Below are 17,645 nucleotides of genomic sequence, written 5' to 3'. Positions count from 1 at the left end.
GAACCGGGCATTTTTTATTTGATCGTTATCGTTGTATCCACTATTCTTCGGCTTCCTTCCCACTTAAAAAATGGATATGTTGCCTGCCTTCCAACTCCAGGTAGTGCTTCAATTGCTGCTCTGTCAGGATATTAGTCATCACTTTGTCGAGCGCAATGTGGATTTCCCTGAATTTCAGCTGTAGCTGCAAAGGACGCCGTACAAATACTCAGCTTCAGCCATATACTGGTAACGGTTCTGGTTAAGCTTCTCCAGTTGCCGAACCTGCTCATCAGTAAGCTGCAACTCACGCTGCATCTCCAGCATAGCCATCTGCGGACCTGTCAGTTCGACCAGCAACACTTGCTTATCCAGCATGTCATCCACTTGCCTTAGTTTTTGTGCCTGTGCTATGCCAGCACTAAGAATTAGCAATAATATGAAGGGTAGTAATTTTCTCATCCTATAAAAAATTTCAAACAATATAAAGGTATCATTTGCCTCTATATGAACGAATATGCCAAGTCTAAGTTATTGTATTGAACACATATTTTTTATATTTTTCCAATAGCATATAAATAAAGCTATTTTTTAATAAATATAAACATTCATAAAATAATTAAAACTATAAAAACAATCTTCTCTCATTTAGATACAATCTGCAACTATGCCACTTCGTAACAGTATATATAGGCATTAATCGATAAATAGTATTTTAAACAGTATCTCCGTCGCCAGCCGAAGGCCGATACCTCCATTCAAAGTGATAGACCATGAAGACGAAATATTATAACCCGAGCACGCTGGAAGTGAATTTCGCGAAGGCTTTTAAAGACCTCACACAACAACTAGAAGAGAGGTTAGACGCTGGCAAAGTTGTCGATATTACATCCATACACGACGCAGATAACCCCATGGTGATCTATAAACTTAAAGACAATGAAGGAGACTTGCATGAAGTAGTTATACAAATCATACAGCGACCAGACGGATTGGTCAGCTAACCACCTATAAAAGAGACGGCCCTGGAAAATTCCAAGGCCGTCTCTTTTATAAGTGCTATGTATTTGAATTACCTGACTCAAGGGCTTCCGGGCACTTTATGATCGCGACGCTTAAACCACTGCATGGCGATAAAAGAAACCATGAAACCGGATATGACACCTTCGACCATCAATACCATGAAGATGACGACTCCTGGGGTTATAGCCATGTTCTCGCCAAAGAACTGCTCTCCGGCCAACACATCCAGCAACGAATCGTCAAAAGCCTTGATATAAACAACCATGAAAACTGCAAAGATCACGGTTGCCAGCACGGCCGTTATAATGCCGGTGCCAAGGCCATGAAAGTAGCCAATCTCTCCGTTCTTGCTGATCTTATAAGCCCTAATGGCCAAAGTGACGCCAATGGCCATAATCAGGCCGTTCAGAAATCTCAGTTCAATAATCTGCTCCAGCCCTATCAGCTTCATGAGCAGGAAATATCCAATAAGTCCAAATGCCGTGAACAGGCCGTACTTCAGGCCAACTTTTTCCATAGGGGTGCGTGGGTATCTTTAACGAATGATTTTGTGAAGAACGGTTTCCATTATATTCTTTCCGGCATGGCATGATCCGCACGCTTAAACCATTGCATGGCTACAAATGCGATTATAAAACCCGGCACAGAGCCATAAATGATGGTCAAAACAAAAAGCGACAGCACTGATAGACTCACCGGAAAAACAGAACTGGACTGCAGACTTGCCAGATACGCCGGATCAAGCACCGTCACGTATACCCCCAGGAAGAGCGCCAGTATGGAGGAAGATACGACGCCGGTCGTTGCCCCTATGGCCAGGCCCTGGAAATAATTGATGGTTCCGCCTCGGGCACGCTTGAAGCTGGAGATGGCAATGGCTATACCTATAATAAGGAACACCGCGCTTAGGAAAGAAAGCTCCACTCTGTTTTGAAGATTGAGCAGACGCATCACCAGAAAATAAAGAATGTGTGCTATACCTACGAAAATGCCATATTTAATAGAAACCTTTTGATAAGTGATTCTTGAAAGTGCCATATGTGTGATTTTTATTTAATCAAATGTTTAAAATGAACAGATTGGCAGCACGAATGGTTATAAAAAGAATTGGCTGACCCGCTTCGTAACGAAAGAGCAAGTGCCATCTGCCTTATATTATTAAATCAATATACTAAAGAAGCTAGGGTGGTGTTGTGATTTGAAGCATAATTTTTTCGTGTTGCGAACAGAAGCCATTCATTTAAAAGGAATTAACAACCTCTTTCTCTTACCCTAGCCAGCTGGTTTACAGCAATTTGAAAAAAAGACGGTTTTTATTTCGTACTTTTGCACCACAGTCATTTTAAATACTCATTTTAAGCTATCTATGATTAGTACCAGCAATGTAAGCCTGTCATACGGCAAGCGTACTCTGTTTGAAGACGTAACAATCAAGTTCTTGCCTGGCAACTGCTACGGCCTGATTGGAGCCAACGGCGCCGGCAAGTCTACTTTCCTGAAAATACTCTCCGGTGAGATTGACCCTAACACTGGCACTGTGGATATTCCGGCTAATGCCCGCCTGGCGGTACTGAAGCAGAACCACTTTGAGTATGATGAATTCCCGGTTTTACAGACGGTGATCATGGGCCACAAGCGCCTGTTCGACATCATGCAGGAAAAAGATGCCATCTATGCCAAAGCCGATTTTACGGAGGCGGATGGCGAGCGTGCGGCCGAGCTGGAGGGCGAATTTGCCGATCTGGAAGGCTGGAACGCCGAATACGAGGCAGCGGAATTGCTAAGCGGCCTTGGCATTACCGAAAGCCTGCACTATGCGCAGATGAGAGACCTGAGCGGTAGCGAGAAGGTACGTGTGCTTCTTGCACAAGCGCTTTTTGGTAACCCAGATATTCTGCTACTGGACGAACCTACCAACCACTTGGATGCGGAGTCTATTATGTGGCTGGAGAATTTCCTTGACAATTTTCAGAACACAGTCATTGTGGTATCACACGACCGCCACTTCCTGGACGCGGTGTGTACGCACGTGGCCGATATCGACTTTGGCAAAATCAAAATGTTTGCCGGTAACTATGGTTTCTGGTACCAGTCAAGCCAGCTGGCTTTGAAACAGCGTTCTGATGCCAATAAGAAAACGGAAGACAAGCGTAAGGAACTGGAAGAATTTATCCGTCGCTTTAGTGCGAACGCCTCTAAATCCAAGCAGGCGACATCGCGTGCCAAGCTACTCGAAAAACTGACGGTGGAAGATATTCAGCCTTCTTCCAGAAAATACCCTTACATAGCCTTCAAGCCAGAGCGCGAAGCTGGCAACCAGATCCTGAACGTTGAGAACCTGAGCAAGTCTGTGGACGGACAGCCGATCTTCACCAATATCTCCTTTATGGTTGACAAAGGTGACAAGATAGCCGTAATTGGCCGCAATGACCTGGCCGCTTCTTCCTTCTTTAAGATTTTGTTCGACGAGGAGCAGGCGGACAGCGGTGAGTTCAAGTGGGGTACCACCATCACTTCTTCTTTCTTCCCGAAAGACAACCAGGAGTTCTTTGATACAGACCTGAACCTGGTGGATTGGCTGCGCCAGTATTCTGTGGAGAAAGACGAAAGCTTTATTCGTGGTTTCCTGGGCCGTATGCTTTTCTCTGGCGAAGAGTCGCTGAAGAAAGCCAATGTGCTGTCGGGTGGTGAGAAAGTGCGCTGCATGTTCTCGCGCATGATGTTGCAGTCTGGCAACGTGCTGGTGTTCGATGAGCCAACCAATCACCTGGATCTGGAATCGATCACCGCGCTTAACAACTCTTTGCGCGATTTCGATGGCACCATCCTGTTCTCGTCTCATGACTTACAGTTCGTTGATACTATCGCCAATCGCATCATTGAGTTAACACCAGGCGGTATCATCGACAAGCGTATGGGTTACGAAGAGTACCTGTCAGACGACACGATCAGAGAACTGCGCAAGAAGATGTATGCCACTGCCATGGTGTAGTGCAGCTCGCTGCCTTAACCTGTAAATAACCTAACTATGCCGCAGTTTTTGCAACTACGTTGGTTTTTGGGTGCTTTATTACTGTTTGCAGTATACAGCACCACTGCCCTGGCCCAGACGGAGCCGGATACGGTGCGCCGCAAAAAGGAACTGCCTACAGGTCCTGTGGTGGAGCCAAGGCAACAAAACCGTCCACCTGTTGTGCAGCCACAGGATGAGGTTATTCTTCCGCAAGTTGTAAAACCAGCGCAGGAGGCGCCCAAAGCACTGCTGGACCGCATGTTTTGGGGTGGCAGTTTTGGTTTGCAGTTGGGCACATTTACCAACATCTCGCTGCTGCCGGTATTGGGGTATAGGGCTACAGAAACCTTTTGGATGGGAGTTGGCGTCGTTTACCATTACCAAAGCCACCGTGGCCTGAGTCTACACAATTATGGCGGTCGGGTGTTTGCGCAGCAACAGGTCTTCAACAATTTTCTGATCCATGCAGATTACGAACAGTTAAGTGTGGAATATATGGCTCCTAACCAGAGCGCTGGTGTATATGAAAAACGCAGGGTGTCTAAAGGTATACCGATGGCCGGGCTAGGTTACCGGCAGCGCATTGGCGCATATGGAGCCGCCGATCTATTGTTGCTTTACAACTTCGACGATTCTTTTCCCTCCCCTTACTCCAATCCGGTTATAAGAGCGGGGTTCAGTATACCTTTCAGGCGATAACCTGCTGTGATTTCTGAGACATAAAAAAAGGCTGCAAACAAGTTTGCAGCCTTTTTCTGTTATGAGTAAAGTTTCTATCAACCCCGTATGAGTCGTAGCAATACTACGATCACGGCGATCACCAATAGAATGTGAATCAGTCCACCAACGGCGTCAGGAAACCCTAGGAATCCGATTAGCCAGAAAATCACAAGCACAACGGCTATGATATACAATAAATTTCCCATAGTTTTAATGTTTTTGTTTATCCAAAATTTATTAAGTTATCCTATCTAACGTAGTTTCGCTATATAGGTTAAGCTCTCCGAATAAGTCGCAGCAAAACGGCGATTACGGCTAGTACTAATAATACGTGAATAATCCCACCAACGGCGTCAGGAAACCCTAGGAATCCGATTAGCCAGAAAATCACAAGCACAACGGCTATGATATACAATAAATTTCCCATAGTTTTTTCAGTTATTAAATCTCCTAATTATCGGCATGCTTTCAGGGCCTTCTGCCCTTGCTGGCTGTGCCTATCGGTTTATACCCGACTTTGCATTTTTTTGTTTTAAGCTTTTTACGCTTCCTATACTTTAAAAGATTTATATAAACACATTTATTTGTATATCAATCAACGCCTTTTTTTTAAACCTGCTCTGAATATTGGTGAAATACAACACTTACCTCTCTAAAAACCAACATTATAACATTCTCATCGCTAACCAAAATTTAACAGAGTAAACGATATACAAATTTTATATATTTAACTGCACGTAGAATTCCTTTTTCAAAATATATGCTTTTTAAAATTGAAGTCTTCCAAGACCAACATATTTAAATCCTAGATTAAACTGAATTCTATTAGTTTTGTAAGGTATTTTGAACCATACAAACATGTACCTATGAAGAAAGTAGCAGTTATCGGTTCGGGCACCATGGGCAATGGTATAGCCCACGTTTTTGCTCAGAATGGTTTTCCAGTTTCTCTGATCGATATCTCAGAAGAGGCACTCAATAAGGCCCTCGCCACCATTTCCAAAAACCTGGACCGCATTATAGCCAAAGGCAATCTGACAGAAGAGCAGAAAGAAAAAACACTGAATCACATCACTACCCATACCAGTTTAAAGGAGGGCGTAAAGGATGCGGACCTGGTAGTAGAGGCTGCCACAGAAAATGTGGACCTGAAGCTGAAAATTTTCAAAGACCTGGACGCTTTTTCGAAGCCAGAGGCCATTTTGACCAGCAACACCTCCTCTATATCCATTACTAAGATCGCTTCAGTGACTAATCGTCCGGACAAAGTGATCGGCATGCACTTCATGAATCCTGTGCCAGTGATGAAACTGGTCGAGATCATCCGTGGATACTCCACTTCTGATGAGGTGACGAGTCAGGTTATGGACATATCGCTTCAACTGGGCAAAGTACCTACCGAGTGCAATGACTATCCTGGCTTTGTGGCTAACCGCATCCTGATGCCCATGATCAATGAGGCGATCTATTCGCTTTACGAAGGCGTGGCAGGTGTGGAAGAAATAGACACGATCATGAAGCTAGGTATGGCACACCCCATGGGACCGCTACAGTTAGCTGATTTTATCGGTCTTGATGTTTGCCTTTCTATCCTGCATGTGCTGCATGATGGCTTTGGCAATCCGAAATACGCCCCATGCCCGCTGTTGGTGAATATGGTACAGGCTGGTCACAAAGGCGTAAAATCAGGTCAGGGCTTCTACTCCTGGACGCACGGCAGCAAAGAACTGGTAGTGGCAGATCGTTTTAAGAAAAAGCAACACTTTCAGTAATCAATTAGCAGTAAACAGTTATCAGTTAGTGGTAATTGAATAAACAGAAAGCCCCGACTCCTGTAAGTCGGGGCTTTCTGTTTGGACAGAGATCAGGTATAGAACAACCTGATTTGCTTACTGCTTATTGATAACTGCTTACTGCTTACTGTCTAAACTGCTACTGCATTTTCACGCAGCGCGTCGTTTAGGGAAGTCTTCAGGTCAGTGCTTTCCTTACGCTGCCCGATGATAAGGGCACAAGGCACCTGGAAATCGCCAGCCGGGAACTTCTTGGTATAGGAACCAGGTATAACCACGGCACGTGGTGGCACATAGCCTTTGTACTCCACAGGCTCCGCTCCTGTCACATCGATGATTTTTGAACTTCCTGTAATTGTTACGCCAGCACCGATCACGGCCTCCTTGCCGATACGGCAGCCTTCCACCAATATACTTCTGGAACCGATAAACGCGCCGTCCTCAACGATGACAGGTGCCGCTTGTACAGGCTCCAACACACCGCCTAAACCAACACCGCCACTCAGGTGTACGTTTTTGCCAACCTGTGCACAACTACCCACTGTAGCCCAAGTGTCCACCATCGTTCCTTCGTCCACATAGGCACCGATGTTCACATAAGAAGGCATCATGATTACCCCTTTGGCCAGGAAGGCACCATAACGCGCCACTGCGTGCGGTACCACACGCACACCTAGTTGCGCGTAGTTGGTTTTCAAGGCGATTTTGTCATGAAACTCGAACGGACCAACCTCAATGGTTTTCATGGCCTGCATCGGGAAGTATAGCAGTACTGCCTTCTTCACCCACTCATTCACCTTCCAATTATCGCCCACCGGCTCGGCTACACGCAATCGGCCTTTGTCCAGTTCCTCGATGACAGCCCGCACTGCGTCTACCGTGGACTGATCTTTTAAAAGCTCCCGGTTATTCCAGGCAGTCTCTATTATTTGCTCCAGATTCATCTAAATTGTAGTTTGATAAAATTAATGCGCAAAAGTATTAAATTTAGGCGATGTCTGAAAAGAGAATCCTCCTGGCTTCGCTGCTAAAACCGATAAACGACACCCGTATGTACGAAAAACTAGGGGTGTCGCTCAGCAAAATACCCGGCGCGGCCATTCATATTTGCGGCTATACAGGGCCTATACCTTCTCATGCACCCGGCAATATCTCCTTCCACCCGATTTTCGAGTTCAAAAGAATGAGCTTGGGGAGGTTGGAGGCCCAGCGCAAATTTTACAACCTACTGGTTCAGCTAAAGCCTGAACTCCTCATTGTTACAACCCATGAACTTCTATTGGTTAGCCTTTTCTACAAACAAAAGTATGGCTGCCAATTGGTTTACGACATTCAGGAAAACTACAGCCTGAACCTAAGAGCACAGCATAATTACCCCTGGCTGGCCAAACAACTGCTAGCATTGGCTGTGCGCTCGACAGAAAGACTAACTACCCCTGCTATTGCTCATTTTCTGCTGGCAGAAAGAAGTTATGCGGAGGAACTGCCTTTCCTGGGCAATCGCTATACCTGCGTGGAGAACAAGTATAAGGAAAAAACTAACCAAGCCACACCGGCAATACCTGTCGCTATACCTACAATGGGTCCGCTATACCTGCTTTACAGCGGCACAATCGCAGAAGAGTACGGTTTATGGGAGGCTATTCGCCTGGCAGAAGAATTTCACAAAATCAACTCAGGTACCCGGCTGACCATAATAGGTTATTGCGCCAATGCACATACCCTGGCCGCATTGAAAGATGCTATAAAAGGCAAGGGCTACATTCAGTTGATCGGCGGAGACAGCTTGGTGCCACACGAGGAAATCTTGAAGGAGATCGCAAAAAGTCATGTCGGCTTACTGCCCTACCGGCCGAACCAAAGCACCTTCCGCTGTATACCTACCAAACTCTACGAATACATGGCGCACGGCCTGCCGGTGCTTATCCAGCAAAACCCTTTGTGGCATGCGATAGTAGAGGGAAACGGCGCTGGTTTATCCATTGACTTTATGAGTGCAAATGCTCCAGAGCTTTTGGAAAAGCTATACCTGACCTCCTTTTATACCGAAGGAATACCACAGGATATTTACTGGCACACCGAGGAGGATAAACTACTCCAGGTCATAAACAAGCTGCTGCGTTAAAATATAGCCATCGTAAAAATATTTTTAGACGAATCTAAATTCGGTAATTATCAGTATATTTGTAAAGCTAAACTCATTACTATGCGAAATTCTAAAATAGCCGGCGTAGGTCATTATGTGCCTGAGCGCGTTATCACAAACAAAGACCTTGAGAAACTGATGGATACCTCTGATGAGTGGATCAGAGAGCGGACAGGTATACAGGAACGTCGCTACTTCCAGGAAGGAGTAGACACCACCTCTAATATGGGAGCAAAGGCCTCCCTCAAGGCACTGGAAATGGCCGGACTAAAACCTGAGGATGTAGACATGATCGTGTTTGCAACACTCAGCCCTGACTATGTTTTCCCTGGCTCTGGCGTATTGATGCAGCGAGAGATGGGCCTTAAAGAGATTCCTGCGCTGGATGTGCGCAACCAATGCTCCGGCTTTGTATATGCCTTATCGGTAGCTGACCAGTTCATTAAAACGGGCATGTATAATACGATACTGGTGGTAGGTTCTGAGATCCACTCCAACGGTCTTGACTTCTCTACCCGTGGACGTAATGTGTCGGTGATCTTCGGTGACGGTGCGGGCGCCGTGGTGCTCACCCCTTCTGAGAGCAAGGACAAAGGCATATTATCGACGCACCTGCATGCCGACGGCGAGTTTGCCGAAGAACTGGCTGTGATCGACCCGGGCAGCACGAAGAAAGACCGCCTCACGCATGAGATGATCGAAGAAGGAACAGTCTACCCTTACATGAATGGTAACCAGGTGTTCAAGCATGCCGTGACCCGTTTCCCGGAAGTGATTGAAGAGGCACTTGAAAAGAACGGCTACAAACCGTCTGACATTGACATGCTTATACCTCACCAGGCTAACTTGCGCATTACGTCTTACATTCAGCAAAAGATGGGTTTACCTGCCGATAAAGTGATGAGCAATATTCAAAAATACGGCAACACAACGGCTGCCTCTGTGCCAATCGCATTGAGCGAAGCCGTACAGGAAGGACGCATCAAAGAGGGAGACCTGGTATGCATGGCCGCCTTCGGCTCCGGCTTTACCTGGGCCTCTGCGCTTATTAGATGGTAATTACAAATTGTGAGTGAGCGATTGAGTGAATGAGTGATTGTATACTCTAAAAAATTCATTCACTCAACCGCTCACTCACGCATTCAAAATTTGAAAAAGTGCACAGCTTTACTGAAGAAAACTACATCAAGGCGATATACAAGCTTTCGGCCAATGGCACCCAGGAGGTGAACACTAATGCCATTGCGGAGGCGCTCGACACCAAGGCTGCCTCTGTGACGGATATGCTCCGCAAACTGAGCAGCAAAGGTATAGCCGATTACGTGAAGTACCGGGGCGTGACCCTGACTGAAAGCGGGGAGCGTGTGGCCCTGCAGATCATCCGCAAGCACCGCCTATGGGAAGTGTTTTTGGTCGAGAAGCTCAAGTTCAACTGGGATGAGGTGCATGATGTGGCTGAGGAACTGGAGCACATCAACTCTGACCTGCTGATTAGGCGCCTCGACGAGTTCCTGGGTTACCCTAAGTTCGACCCGCACGGCGACCCCATCCCTTCTGAAGACGGCGAGATCAACATAAAGCAACAAAAGCTGCTGGCCGATATGGAACTGAGCACTTCAGGCACTGTAGTGGGTGTGAACGACTCTCAGCCACTCTTCCTGCAGTACCTAGACAAGATGGGGATATACCTGGGCGCCAAGATTAAAGTAATCGATAAAATACCATACGACAACTCACTGGAGATCAACATAGAAAATAAAAAGAATCTAGTTGTATCGAGTGAAGTATCCCGTAATATTTTCTTATCCGCTTAACATGAGACCTTCCCTCCTTTTACTGCTATGCTTATTGCATGTACTGCTTTTGCTTGGCTCCTGCACCCAAACCGAAACCAAAGGCGAAGTGCCCCAGGGCCAGCGTATGAAGATCGTCACGACCACCGGCATACTCCGCGACGCTGTGGCCAACATCGTGGGCGACGCAGCGGATGTGGAGTCTATTATGGGCAGTGGCGTGGACCCTCACCTCTACAAAGCCACCCAAGGCGACCTGAACAAGCTGACTGGTGCTGATGTGATTATTTACAATGGTTTGCACCTGGAGGGCAAGATGGGTGAGATACTGGAGAAACTGAGTCGACAGAAAACCGTGATCGCTGCCGGTGAAGGGATACCCACTACGGATTTGCGTAGTTCCGACCAGTTTCAGGGCAGCTATGACCCGCACCTTTGGTTTGATGTGTCGCTTTGGATGCAGGTTGTTATCCACCTGAGCAGCGAACTACAGAAAAAAGACCCTCAAAATACCGCTTTATACCAGCAACAGACCTCGGCATATCTGCGGGAGTTGTCTCAACTGCATAATGAAGTCAAGGCTGAGATTGCCTCTATACCGGACGACCAGCGCATTCTCATTACCGCGCATGACGCCTTCGGTTATTTCGGCGACGCTTACACTATACAGGTACGCGGCCTTCAGGGGATTTCTACCGTATCGGAGTTCGGTTTGCAGGATGTGTCATCGCTGGTGAAGTTTATAGTCGACCATAAGATCAAGGCTGTGTTTGTGGAATCATCGGTATCACCCAAAGCGATCGAGGCGGTGGTAGAAGGCTCCCGGCAACGCGGTCACCAGGTACAGATTGGCGGCACGCTATACTCTGATGCTCTGGGTGCTGACGGTACACCCGAAGGCACTTACATAGGTATGGTGCGCTACAATGTCCGCACAATTGTATCTTCCTTAAAGTAAGCCCCTAATAGCATGATACTTCAAGTAGAGAATCCAGTAGTAGAAGTACACGACCTCACCGTTAGTTACGATCGTAAGCCGGTGCTTTGGGGTATAGACCTTACCCTGCCTGCCGGTGCGCTGGTAGGTGTGATCGGTCCGAACGGGGCCGGCAAGTCCACGCTGATCAAGGCGATGATGGATCTGCTGGCATCCAGCAGTGGTTACGTGCGCATCTTCGACCAGCCCCTGAAACAGGTATACAACCGCATCAGCTATGTGCCGCAACGTGAGTCCGTGGACTGGGATTTCCCGGCCTCCGTATTCGATGTGGTTCTGATGGGAAGGTATGGCAAGCTGGGGCTATTCAAACGTCCCCGCAAAGCCGACAAGGACGCGGCCATGGAGGCGCTGGAGAAAGTAGGCATGCAAAGCTACGCAGATCGACAGATCTCACAGCTGTCCGGTGGGCAGCAGCAACGGGTGTTTCTGGCCAGGGCATTGGCGCAAAATGCGGATATTTATTTTATGGATGAACCTTTCGCCGGGGTTGACATCGCAACGGAAACGGCGATCATTCAACTCCTGCGCCAAATGCGCGACGAAGGCAAAACCGTGATCGTGGTGCACCATGATTTACAATCCGCTTCCGAATATTTTGACTGGGTGGTGCTGCTCAACATGCGCCTGGTGGCCTCTGGTCCTACCGAGAAAGTACTGACCCAGGAACTTCTGGAGCAAACCTACGGCGGCAAGCTCACCCTGCTTTCCAATGTAGGCGACCTGCTCCGCAAACAGGAATTCCCAGCAAGGGAGAAGCTATAAATAGTTAAATTGTTGAGGGCTAAATTGTTGACTCGCCATAACGTAACAAATTCAGATATCAAGCAGGGCCTGGTCGCGACCTGACCGAATCAGGCTTTAACAACCAACAATGCAACTATTGAACCTACAACCATTTAGCCATAAAGCCATTTAGCCACCAAAAAGAATGAAGGAGTTCTTCGAGTTTTTTTCGTTTGCAGATGCCAACATACGTTACGTCACGTTGGGCTCGGTGCTGCTGGCCAGTAGTTCGGCGGTGGTGGGTTGCTTTACGCTGCTTCGGAAACGTGCCCTTGTGGGTGATGCGGTAGCGCACGCCGTGCTGCCGGGGGTTTGCCTTGCTTTTATCCTCTCCGGCACCAAGAACCCGTTTATTCTGCTTATCGGAGCCTTTGTAACTGGTTGGCTGTCGCTGGTAGCCATTGATTTTATCACCTCCCGTTCACGCATCAAGGAAGACACCGCAATCGGGCTGGTACTTTCGGTGTTCTTTGGCATTGGCATTTTGCTGCTCACCTCTATTCAGCACTCCGGCAATGCCGCCCAAAGCGGACTGGATAAATTCCTGTTTGGCAAGGCCGCTTCACTGGTTGGCGAAGACCTGATTACCTTTAGCGTGGTGGCGGTGCTGTTATTGATAGCAGTCATCCTTTACTACAAAGAACTCACTTTGCTATGCTTTGACCAGGCCTATGCCCGTACGATCGGCTTCCCGGTTCGCGGACTGGAACTACTGCTGACGACTCTCACGGTGTTTGCCGTGGTGGTAGGTATACAGGCTGTGGGAGTTGTGTTAATGGCCGCCATGCTGATCACGCCTGCCGCTGCCGCCCGTTTCTGGACCGAGAACCTCAAAGTGATGCTGGTACTAGCCGCCTTCATGGGAGCTTTCTCAGGTATAGCCGGGGCTTTTGTGTCTTATACCGCGCCTGCCATGCCAACCGGCCCTTGGATCGTGCTCATCGTTTCGATGATCGCTATTTTATCGTTTGCATTGGCGCCCAGACGTGGCTGGATTGCTCGCATCCTGCGGCAGCGACGCAACAAGACCCGCATTCTGGAAGAAAACCTGCTCAAACTGCTGTTTCAGCTGGGCGAACTCCGACAGGATTACGAGGCATCCCGAAGTCTGGATGATCTTCTGGAACGGCGCAGCATTCCTCCTAAGCAGGCACTGCGTGGTCTGCAAAAACTAAAGCGACAAGGTTATCTGAAAAAGGAAAACCAGCGCTGGCTGCTGACCACAGAAGGCGAAAAGCGGGGCCGCCGGGTTGTGCGTCTGCATCGCCTCTGGGAGCTATACCTGACCCAGTACCTGAATCTGGCTTCCGACCACGTGCACGAAGACGCAGAAACCATCGAGCACATTATCACCCCGGAGCTGGAGCAAAAGCTACTGGAAGAACTTAACTACCCGGACTTGGACCCGCACAGCGCCAGAATTCCTTAATCGAGTTCTGAGTCCCGAGTTCTGAGTCTCGAGTGTTAGGGAGTTTGAGAGTTTAGGAGTTAGAAAGGTGAAATTAATGCATTTGGACAGGTCGCGACCTGTCCAAATCATGCACAAATAATTTACGATCAACGATTAACTAACAACAATTAACTAATAATAAGTGAACGCCTTCTGGATTATACTGACTGGTTCTTTGGTAGCGACTTGCTGCAGTTTGCTGGGGTGCTACCTCATCCTGCGCCGGATGGCGATGGTAGGCGACGCCATATCCCATGCCGTGCTGCCGGGTATTGTAATTGCCTTTCTGCTGACTGGCTCACGCGATTCGGTTCCGATGCTGATTGGGGCTGGTCTGCTGGGCGTGCTCACGACTTTCCTGATCGAGTTCTTTCACCGCTACGCCCGTGTGCAGGCCGATGCCGCCATCGGCGTTACCTTTACCTGGCTATTTGCCATCGGCATTATCCTGATCTCGGTGTTTGCCGGGCAGGTGGATCTGGACCAGGAATGTGTGCTGTATGGAGAGATTGCCTACGTGCCGCTGGACCTTTGGATTACATCGGGTGGTCTTAGCATGGGGCCGCGTACCGTATGGACCCTGAGTGTCGTGACCCTGTTGATCGCGTTTTTCATCATCATTGGTTACAAAGAGCTTTTCCTGACCACCTTTGATCCGGCTTTTGCGGCAGCTATCGGCATTTCCACTTCGCTTTGGTACTACCTGCTCATGACCGCTGTTTCCTTGACGACAGTAGCCTCTTTCGAATCGGTAGGGGCTATTTTGGTGGTGGCCTTCCTGGTTGCCCCACCAGCCACGGCTTACCTGCTCACCGATAACTTTAAGGCTATGCTGGTGATCTCTGTCATTGTCGGTATCCTCTCCTCTATCGTAGGTTACTACCTGGCCGTATGGATGGACGGCTCTATAGCGGGAGCCATTGCTACCGTAACAGGTATAGCGTTTACGCTGGCATTCCTTTTCTCTCCGACCAGAGGTATACTGCTCCGCCAGAAACGGGTGCAGGGCGTCAGCCATTAACCCCCACGGCCACTTGGTTACCAGCAGGTATAAATATCCAGTCAAATTGAATGTAGAGAATTAAATATTCATCTAGCATGTTCTCTTACCGAGAGCCTATTCCTTATGAGAAAGAAAACCTATCTATTGCCGCTGCTTGCACTGGTGTTCGTGCTGTCAGCCTTTACCTTTGTAAAGCCTTCACCGGAGAAAACGGCTGCCCCGCAGATCAATTGGCTGACCATGGAAGAGGCAGCCGCTAAAATAAAGAAGCAACCCCGCAAGGTAGTGATCGATGTCTACACAGACTGGTGCGGCTGGTGCAAGAAAATGGACAAGTCTACCTTCTCCGACCCGGCCGTGGTGGCTTACATCAATAAAAACTACTATGCCGTGAAACTCGACGCGGAGGGTAAAAAGCCCATCACTCTTAATGGCCATACCTACACTTTCAAGCCCGAGTACAAAGCGCACGAACTGGCCATTGCCCTATTGCAGGGGCAGATGAGTTACCCAACTACGGTATACCTGGACGAGAAATTCAATATGCTCACCCCAGTGCCCGGCTACCTCGACGCCAAAACGCTCCATAAGATCCTGACATATTTTGGCGATAATCACCACAAAAACATGACCTGGCAGGAGTTTGAGAAAAAGAAATGAGAAATAGCAGGAGTCCTTCTACACCGGAATCATGAAAGTGCAGACCGCTACATAAATCGACTTGACGCACTCCTCATTAACCGCTATTCCTTACCTTTGCGAAAGCAATTTCCTATACCTTGATCAATCCACATTTACATACCGATACGATTGTCGCCGTAGCGACTGCATCCGGCACGGGCGCCATTGCCGTCATCCGTTTGTCAGGTCCTGAAGCGATCACACTCACCAATAGCGTCTTCAAAGGGAAAGATTTGTCCCTACAGGCCAGCCATACCATCCATTTTGGTACCATCCGGGACGAAGGCAAGATCGTCGATGAAGTGCTGGTTTCCTTATTTGTGGCGCCCCACTCCTATACCAAAGAGAACGTGGTGGAGATTTCCTGCCATGGCTCCGACTTCATCGTGCAGCAGATCGTAAAACTGCTCCTTAAAAAAGGGGCTCGGTTGGCTAATGCCGGGGAATTTACGAAACGTGCCTTCCTGAACGGACAGTTTGACCTGGCCCAAGCCGAGGCCGTTGCCGACCTGATCGCCTCTGACTCGGCCCTCTCCCATGAGGTGGCCATGAAGCAGATGCGCGGTGGTTTCTCACAGGAGATTAAACGCCTGCGGGCCGAGCTGGTGCATTTTGCTTCTATGATCGAGCTGGAGCTGGATTTTGGCGAAGAGGACGTGGAGTTTGCAGACCGTGACCAGCTGCGTTCCCTTATCCTGAACATACAGCAGATCATCCGAGAGCTGCTCAAATCGTTTGAGCTTGGCAACGTGATTAAGAACGGCGTTCCGACTGTCATCGTGGGCAAACCCAATGCAGGCAAGTCCACCCTGCTTAACAAGCTGCTCAACGAGGAGAAAGCCATTGTATCGGATGTACCAGGTACGACCCGCGACTTCATCGAGGACGAGATCAACATGGGTGGCGTGACTTTCCGCTTCATCGACACGGCCGGCCTGCGCGAAACCACCGACAAGGTAGAGGCGATCGGCGTGGAGCGCACCATGCAGAAACTGAGCCAGTCCTCGCTCATTATCTACCTGTTTGACATCACCGACACGACACCAGAAGAACTTCAATCAGAGTTGGAGGTGCTCAATCCGAAGAAGCTGCCTTTCCTGCCGGTTGCCAATAAAATTGACCAGGCCACACCTGAAAAGTTAGCCTCTTTTGCAGGTATAGACGGACTCGTACAGATCTCGGCGGCAGAAGGCGCGCACATGGAGGACCTGAAACAGGCACTGGTAGACAAAGTAAACCTGGGTAAGCTTAATACCCAGCAACAAACTATCGTGACCAACCTACGCCACGTCGACAGCCTGAACAAAACCTACGAAGCGTTGGATGACGTGCTGAACGGAGTTGCTTTAGGTATGAGCGGCGATCTGGTAGCGGCGGATATTCGTCGCGCACTTTACAGCCTAGGGGAAATTACAGGAGAGATCACCACAGACGATCTGTTGGATAACATTTTTACGAAGTTCTGCATCGGAAAGTAACCTATATCCTCTTTTTAAAACCAGTTAAGGTCGGTTATAGAAAACTAAGGAGCTCCTCCCATTTTTAGGACCTGTCAAAAGTAGAGAATTCGGGTTCTACTATGTTATATTCTACCCACTCTTCTGGCGTCTTGTCTCCCAATGAGCTATGGGGCCTGCCTTTCGTCATAAAAATCTGCGCTACTGCCTGCTCGTCTAAGGTATTAGCCGCGAGTCCGTAAACGGTTTCGGTTGGTATGGCAACTAACTTCCCTCCTGCCAATAGTCGCCCTGCCCTTTTAAAATTTTTGCCGGTTACAGCCATCAATTAGTTACTTATGCAATGTTCCATTATAAATGATGTCGCAAAAATAACGCCCCTGATATATAAATTTTTATTTATATTATTACTACAAACTATAAACAAATCTTATGAATAGATTTCATTTGAAGGAATTAACCCAAAAATGAATAGGGATTTTGTCCGGTAAAAAGCTTGAAATTCTGTACCATTTGCCTGGGGTCACTATAAGGATTAGATTATCTAGTTTTATGACACAGAATGGGGTTTACACGTATGATTATATATACAGTTTACATTACTACAGCTCCAAAACTGTTATTAATCATTAAAATAGGTACTGCTTTAGAGTACCAAACGCCTTCTGGAGCTTCAACTGTAAGTTATCACCCTACCTCTACGTTGGAGTGGAGACCTTCGCTTAAAATCCCACTCTCAGGTATAGGCGTCCGAAACATCACATAGACAAGCATGTGTAAATAGCTAGCAAACGCTATACCAGC

General features: G+C 48.0%; 21 protein-coding genes. 13 read left to right on the top strand and 8 right to left on the bottom strand.

Features of this window, described 5'->3' with window-relative positions; genetic code table 11:
• Nucleotides 1-40: 40 nt before the first annotated feature.
• Nucleotides 41-190, bottom strand: coding sequence for a hypothetical protein (locus H9Q13_RS02295; protein ID WP_191182129.1), 150 nt, complete (start codon nucleotides 188-190; stop codon nucleotides 41-43).
• Entirely contained in the window at nucleotides 175-357 is a 183-nt protein-coding gene (locus H9Q13_RS02290; RefSeq protein WP_191182128.1) for a hypothetical protein, read from the bottom strand. Before H9Q13_RS02290 ends, H9Q13_RS02295 begins: the two co-directional genes overlap by 16 nt.
• A gap of 395 nt (nucleotides 358-752) precedes the next feature.
• Between H9Q13_RS02290 and H9Q13_RS02285 the strand changes: the two genes are divergently transcribed.
• The gene (locus H9Q13_RS02285; protein WP_191182127.1) at nucleotides 753-983 is read left to right on the top strand and encodes a hypothetical protein; all 231 of its coding nucleotides are present in this window, start codon (nucleotides 753-755) and stop codon (nucleotides 981-983) included.
• A gap of 77 nt (nucleotides 984-1,060) precedes the next feature.
• Here H9Q13_RS02285 and H9Q13_RS02280 read toward each other — a convergent pair whose 3' ends face one another.
• Nucleotides 1,061-1,519, bottom strand: coding sequence for a DUF4199 domain-containing protein (locus H9Q13_RS02280; protein WP_191182126.1), 459 nt, complete (start codon nucleotides 1,517-1,519; stop codon nucleotides 1,061-1,063).
• 50 nt (nucleotides 1,520-1,569) lie between these two features.
• A complete protein-coding gene (locus H9Q13_RS02275) occupies nucleotides 1,570-2,040 on the bottom strand; it encodes a DUF4199 domain-containing protein (protein ID WP_191182125.1) in 471 nt (156 codons plus the stop codon).
• Nucleotides 2,041-2,368: 328 nt separating this feature from the next.
• Between H9Q13_RS02275 and H9Q13_RS02270 the strand changes: the two genes are divergently transcribed.
• Entirely contained in the window at nucleotides 2,369-3,994 is a 1,626-nt protein-coding gene (locus tag H9Q13_RS02270; protein WP_191182124.1) for an ABC-F family ATP-binding cassette domain-containing protein, read from the top strand.
• Nucleotides 3,995-4,030: 36 nt separating this feature from the next.
• Complete coding sequence (locus H9Q13_RS02265) at nucleotides 4,031-4,714, top strand: hypothetical protein (RefSeq protein WP_224744017.1); 684 nt, start codon at nucleotides 4,031-4,033, stop codon at nucleotides 4,712-4,714.
• Nucleotides 4,715-4,791: 77 nt separating this feature from the next.
• Here H9Q13_RS02265 and H9Q13_RS02260 read toward each other — a convergent pair whose 3' ends face one another.
• On the bottom strand, nucleotides 4,792-4,941 hold the full coding sequence (locus H9Q13_RS02260) for a lmo0937 family membrane protein (RefSeq protein ID WP_007660460.1): 150 nt from the start codon (nucleotides 4,939-4,941) through the stop codon (nucleotides 4,792-4,794).
• A 68-nt stretch (nucleotides 4,942-5,009) separates the two neighbouring features.
• Entirely contained in the window at nucleotides 5,010-5,162 is a 153-nt protein-coding gene (locus tag H9Q13_RS02255; RefSeq protein WP_018478120.1) for a lmo0937 family membrane protein, read from the bottom strand.
• A 439-nt stretch (nucleotides 5,163-5,601) separates the two neighbouring features.
• Here H9Q13_RS02255 and H9Q13_RS02250 point away from each other — a divergent pair, with 439 nt between their 5' ends.
• Nucleotides 5,602-6,507, top strand: a complete 906-nt coding sequence (locus H9Q13_RS02250) for a 3-hydroxyacyl-CoA dehydrogenase family protein (RefSeq protein ID WP_191182123.1) — start codon at nucleotides 5,602-5,604, stop codon at nucleotides 6,505-6,507.
• 152 nt (nucleotides 6,508-6,659) lie between these two features.
• Here H9Q13_RS02250 and H9Q13_RS02245 read toward each other — a convergent pair whose 3' ends face one another.
• Nucleotides 6,660-7,472, bottom strand: coding sequence for a 2,3,4,5-tetrahydropyridine-2,6-dicarboxylate N-succinyltransferase (locus H9Q13_RS02245; protein ID WP_191182122.1), 813 nt, complete (start codon nucleotides 7,470-7,472; stop codon nucleotides 6,660-6,662).
• 50 nt (nucleotides 7,473-7,522) lie between these two features.
• Here H9Q13_RS02245 and H9Q13_RS02240 point away from each other — a divergent pair, with 50 nt between their 5' ends.
• The 9 genes from H9Q13_RS02240 (at nucleotide 7,523) to mnmE (ending at nucleotide 16,862) form a co-directional block, all read left to right on the top strand.
• The gene (locus tag H9Q13_RS02240) at nucleotides 7,523-8,653 is read left to right on the top strand and encodes a glycosyltransferase (protein ID WP_191182121.1); all 1,131 of its coding nucleotides are present in this window, start codon (nucleotides 7,523-7,525) and stop codon (nucleotides 8,651-8,653) included.
• 81 nt (nucleotides 8,654-8,734) lie between these two features.
• Entirely contained in the window at nucleotides 8,735-9,733 is a 999-nt protein-coding gene (locus H9Q13_RS02235; RefSeq protein WP_191182120.1) for a 3-oxoacyl-ACP synthase III family protein, read from the top strand.
• A gap of 98 nt (nucleotides 9,734-9,831) precedes the next feature.
• The gene (locus H9Q13_RS02230) at nucleotides 9,832-10,488 is read left to right on the top strand and encodes a metal-dependent transcriptional regulator (RefSeq protein WP_191182119.1); all 657 of its coding nucleotides are present in this window, start codon (nucleotides 9,832-9,834) and stop codon (nucleotides 10,486-10,488) included.
• Between the two features lies 1 nt (nucleotide 10,489).
• The gene (locus tag H9Q13_RS02225) at nucleotides 10,490-11,425 is read left to right on the top strand and encodes a metal ABC transporter solute-binding protein, Zn/Mn family (protein WP_191182118.1); all 936 of its coding nucleotides are present in this window, start codon (nucleotides 10,490-10,492) and stop codon (nucleotides 11,423-11,425) included.
• Nucleotides 11,426-11,437: 12 nt separating this feature from the next.
• Entirely contained in the window at nucleotides 11,438-12,229 is a 792-nt protein-coding gene (locus tag H9Q13_RS02220) for a metal ABC transporter ATP-binding protein (protein WP_191182117.1), read from the top strand.
• Nucleotides 12,230-12,395: 166 nt separating this feature from the next.
• Nucleotides 12,396-13,679: a metal ABC transporter permease gene (locus H9Q13_RS02215; protein WP_191182116.1), complete on the top strand. Its 1,284-nt coding sequence runs from the start codon at nucleotides 12,396-12,398 to the stop codon at nucleotides 13,677-13,679.
• A 163-nt stretch (nucleotides 13,680-13,842) separates the two neighbouring features.
• Nucleotides 13,843-14,721 carry a metal ABC transporter permease gene (locus H9Q13_RS02210; RefSeq protein ID WP_191182115.1) on the top strand — a complete coding sequence of 293 codons (879 nt, stop codon included), beginning with the start codon at nucleotides 13,843-13,845 and terminating at the stop codon, nucleotides 14,719-14,721.
• A gap of 105 nt (nucleotides 14,722-14,826) precedes the next feature.
• Entirely contained in the window at nucleotides 14,827-15,363 is a 537-nt protein-coding gene (locus H9Q13_RS02205; protein WP_191182114.1) for a thioredoxin family protein, read from the top strand.
• 107 nt (nucleotides 15,364-15,470) lie between these two features.
• Nucleotides 15,471-16,862: a tRNA uridine-5-carboxymethylaminomethyl(34) synthesis GTPase MnmE gene (mnmE, locus tag H9Q13_RS02200; protein WP_191182648.1), complete on the top strand. Its 1,392-nt coding sequence runs from the start codon at nucleotides 15,471-15,473 to the stop codon at nucleotides 16,860-16,862.
• 64 nt (nucleotides 16,863-16,926) lie between these two features.
• Here mnmE and H9Q13_RS02195 read toward each other — a convergent pair whose 3' ends face one another.
• Entirely contained in the window at nucleotides 16,927-17,166 is a 240-nt protein-coding gene (locus H9Q13_RS02195) for an L-threonylcarbamoyladenylate synthase (protein WP_191182113.1), read from the bottom strand.
• Between the last annotated feature and the right edge of the window lie 479 nt (nucleotides 17,167-17,645).

The organism is Pontibacter aquaedesilientis, from assembly GCF_014773225.1.
Lineage (GTDB): Bacteria > Bacteroidota > Bacteroidia > Cytophagales > Hymenobacteraceae > Pontibacter > Pontibacter aquaedesilientis.
The sequence above is the reverse complement of the archived record's forward strand: the minus strand, read 5'-3'. Positions and strand labels throughout refer to the sequence as shown.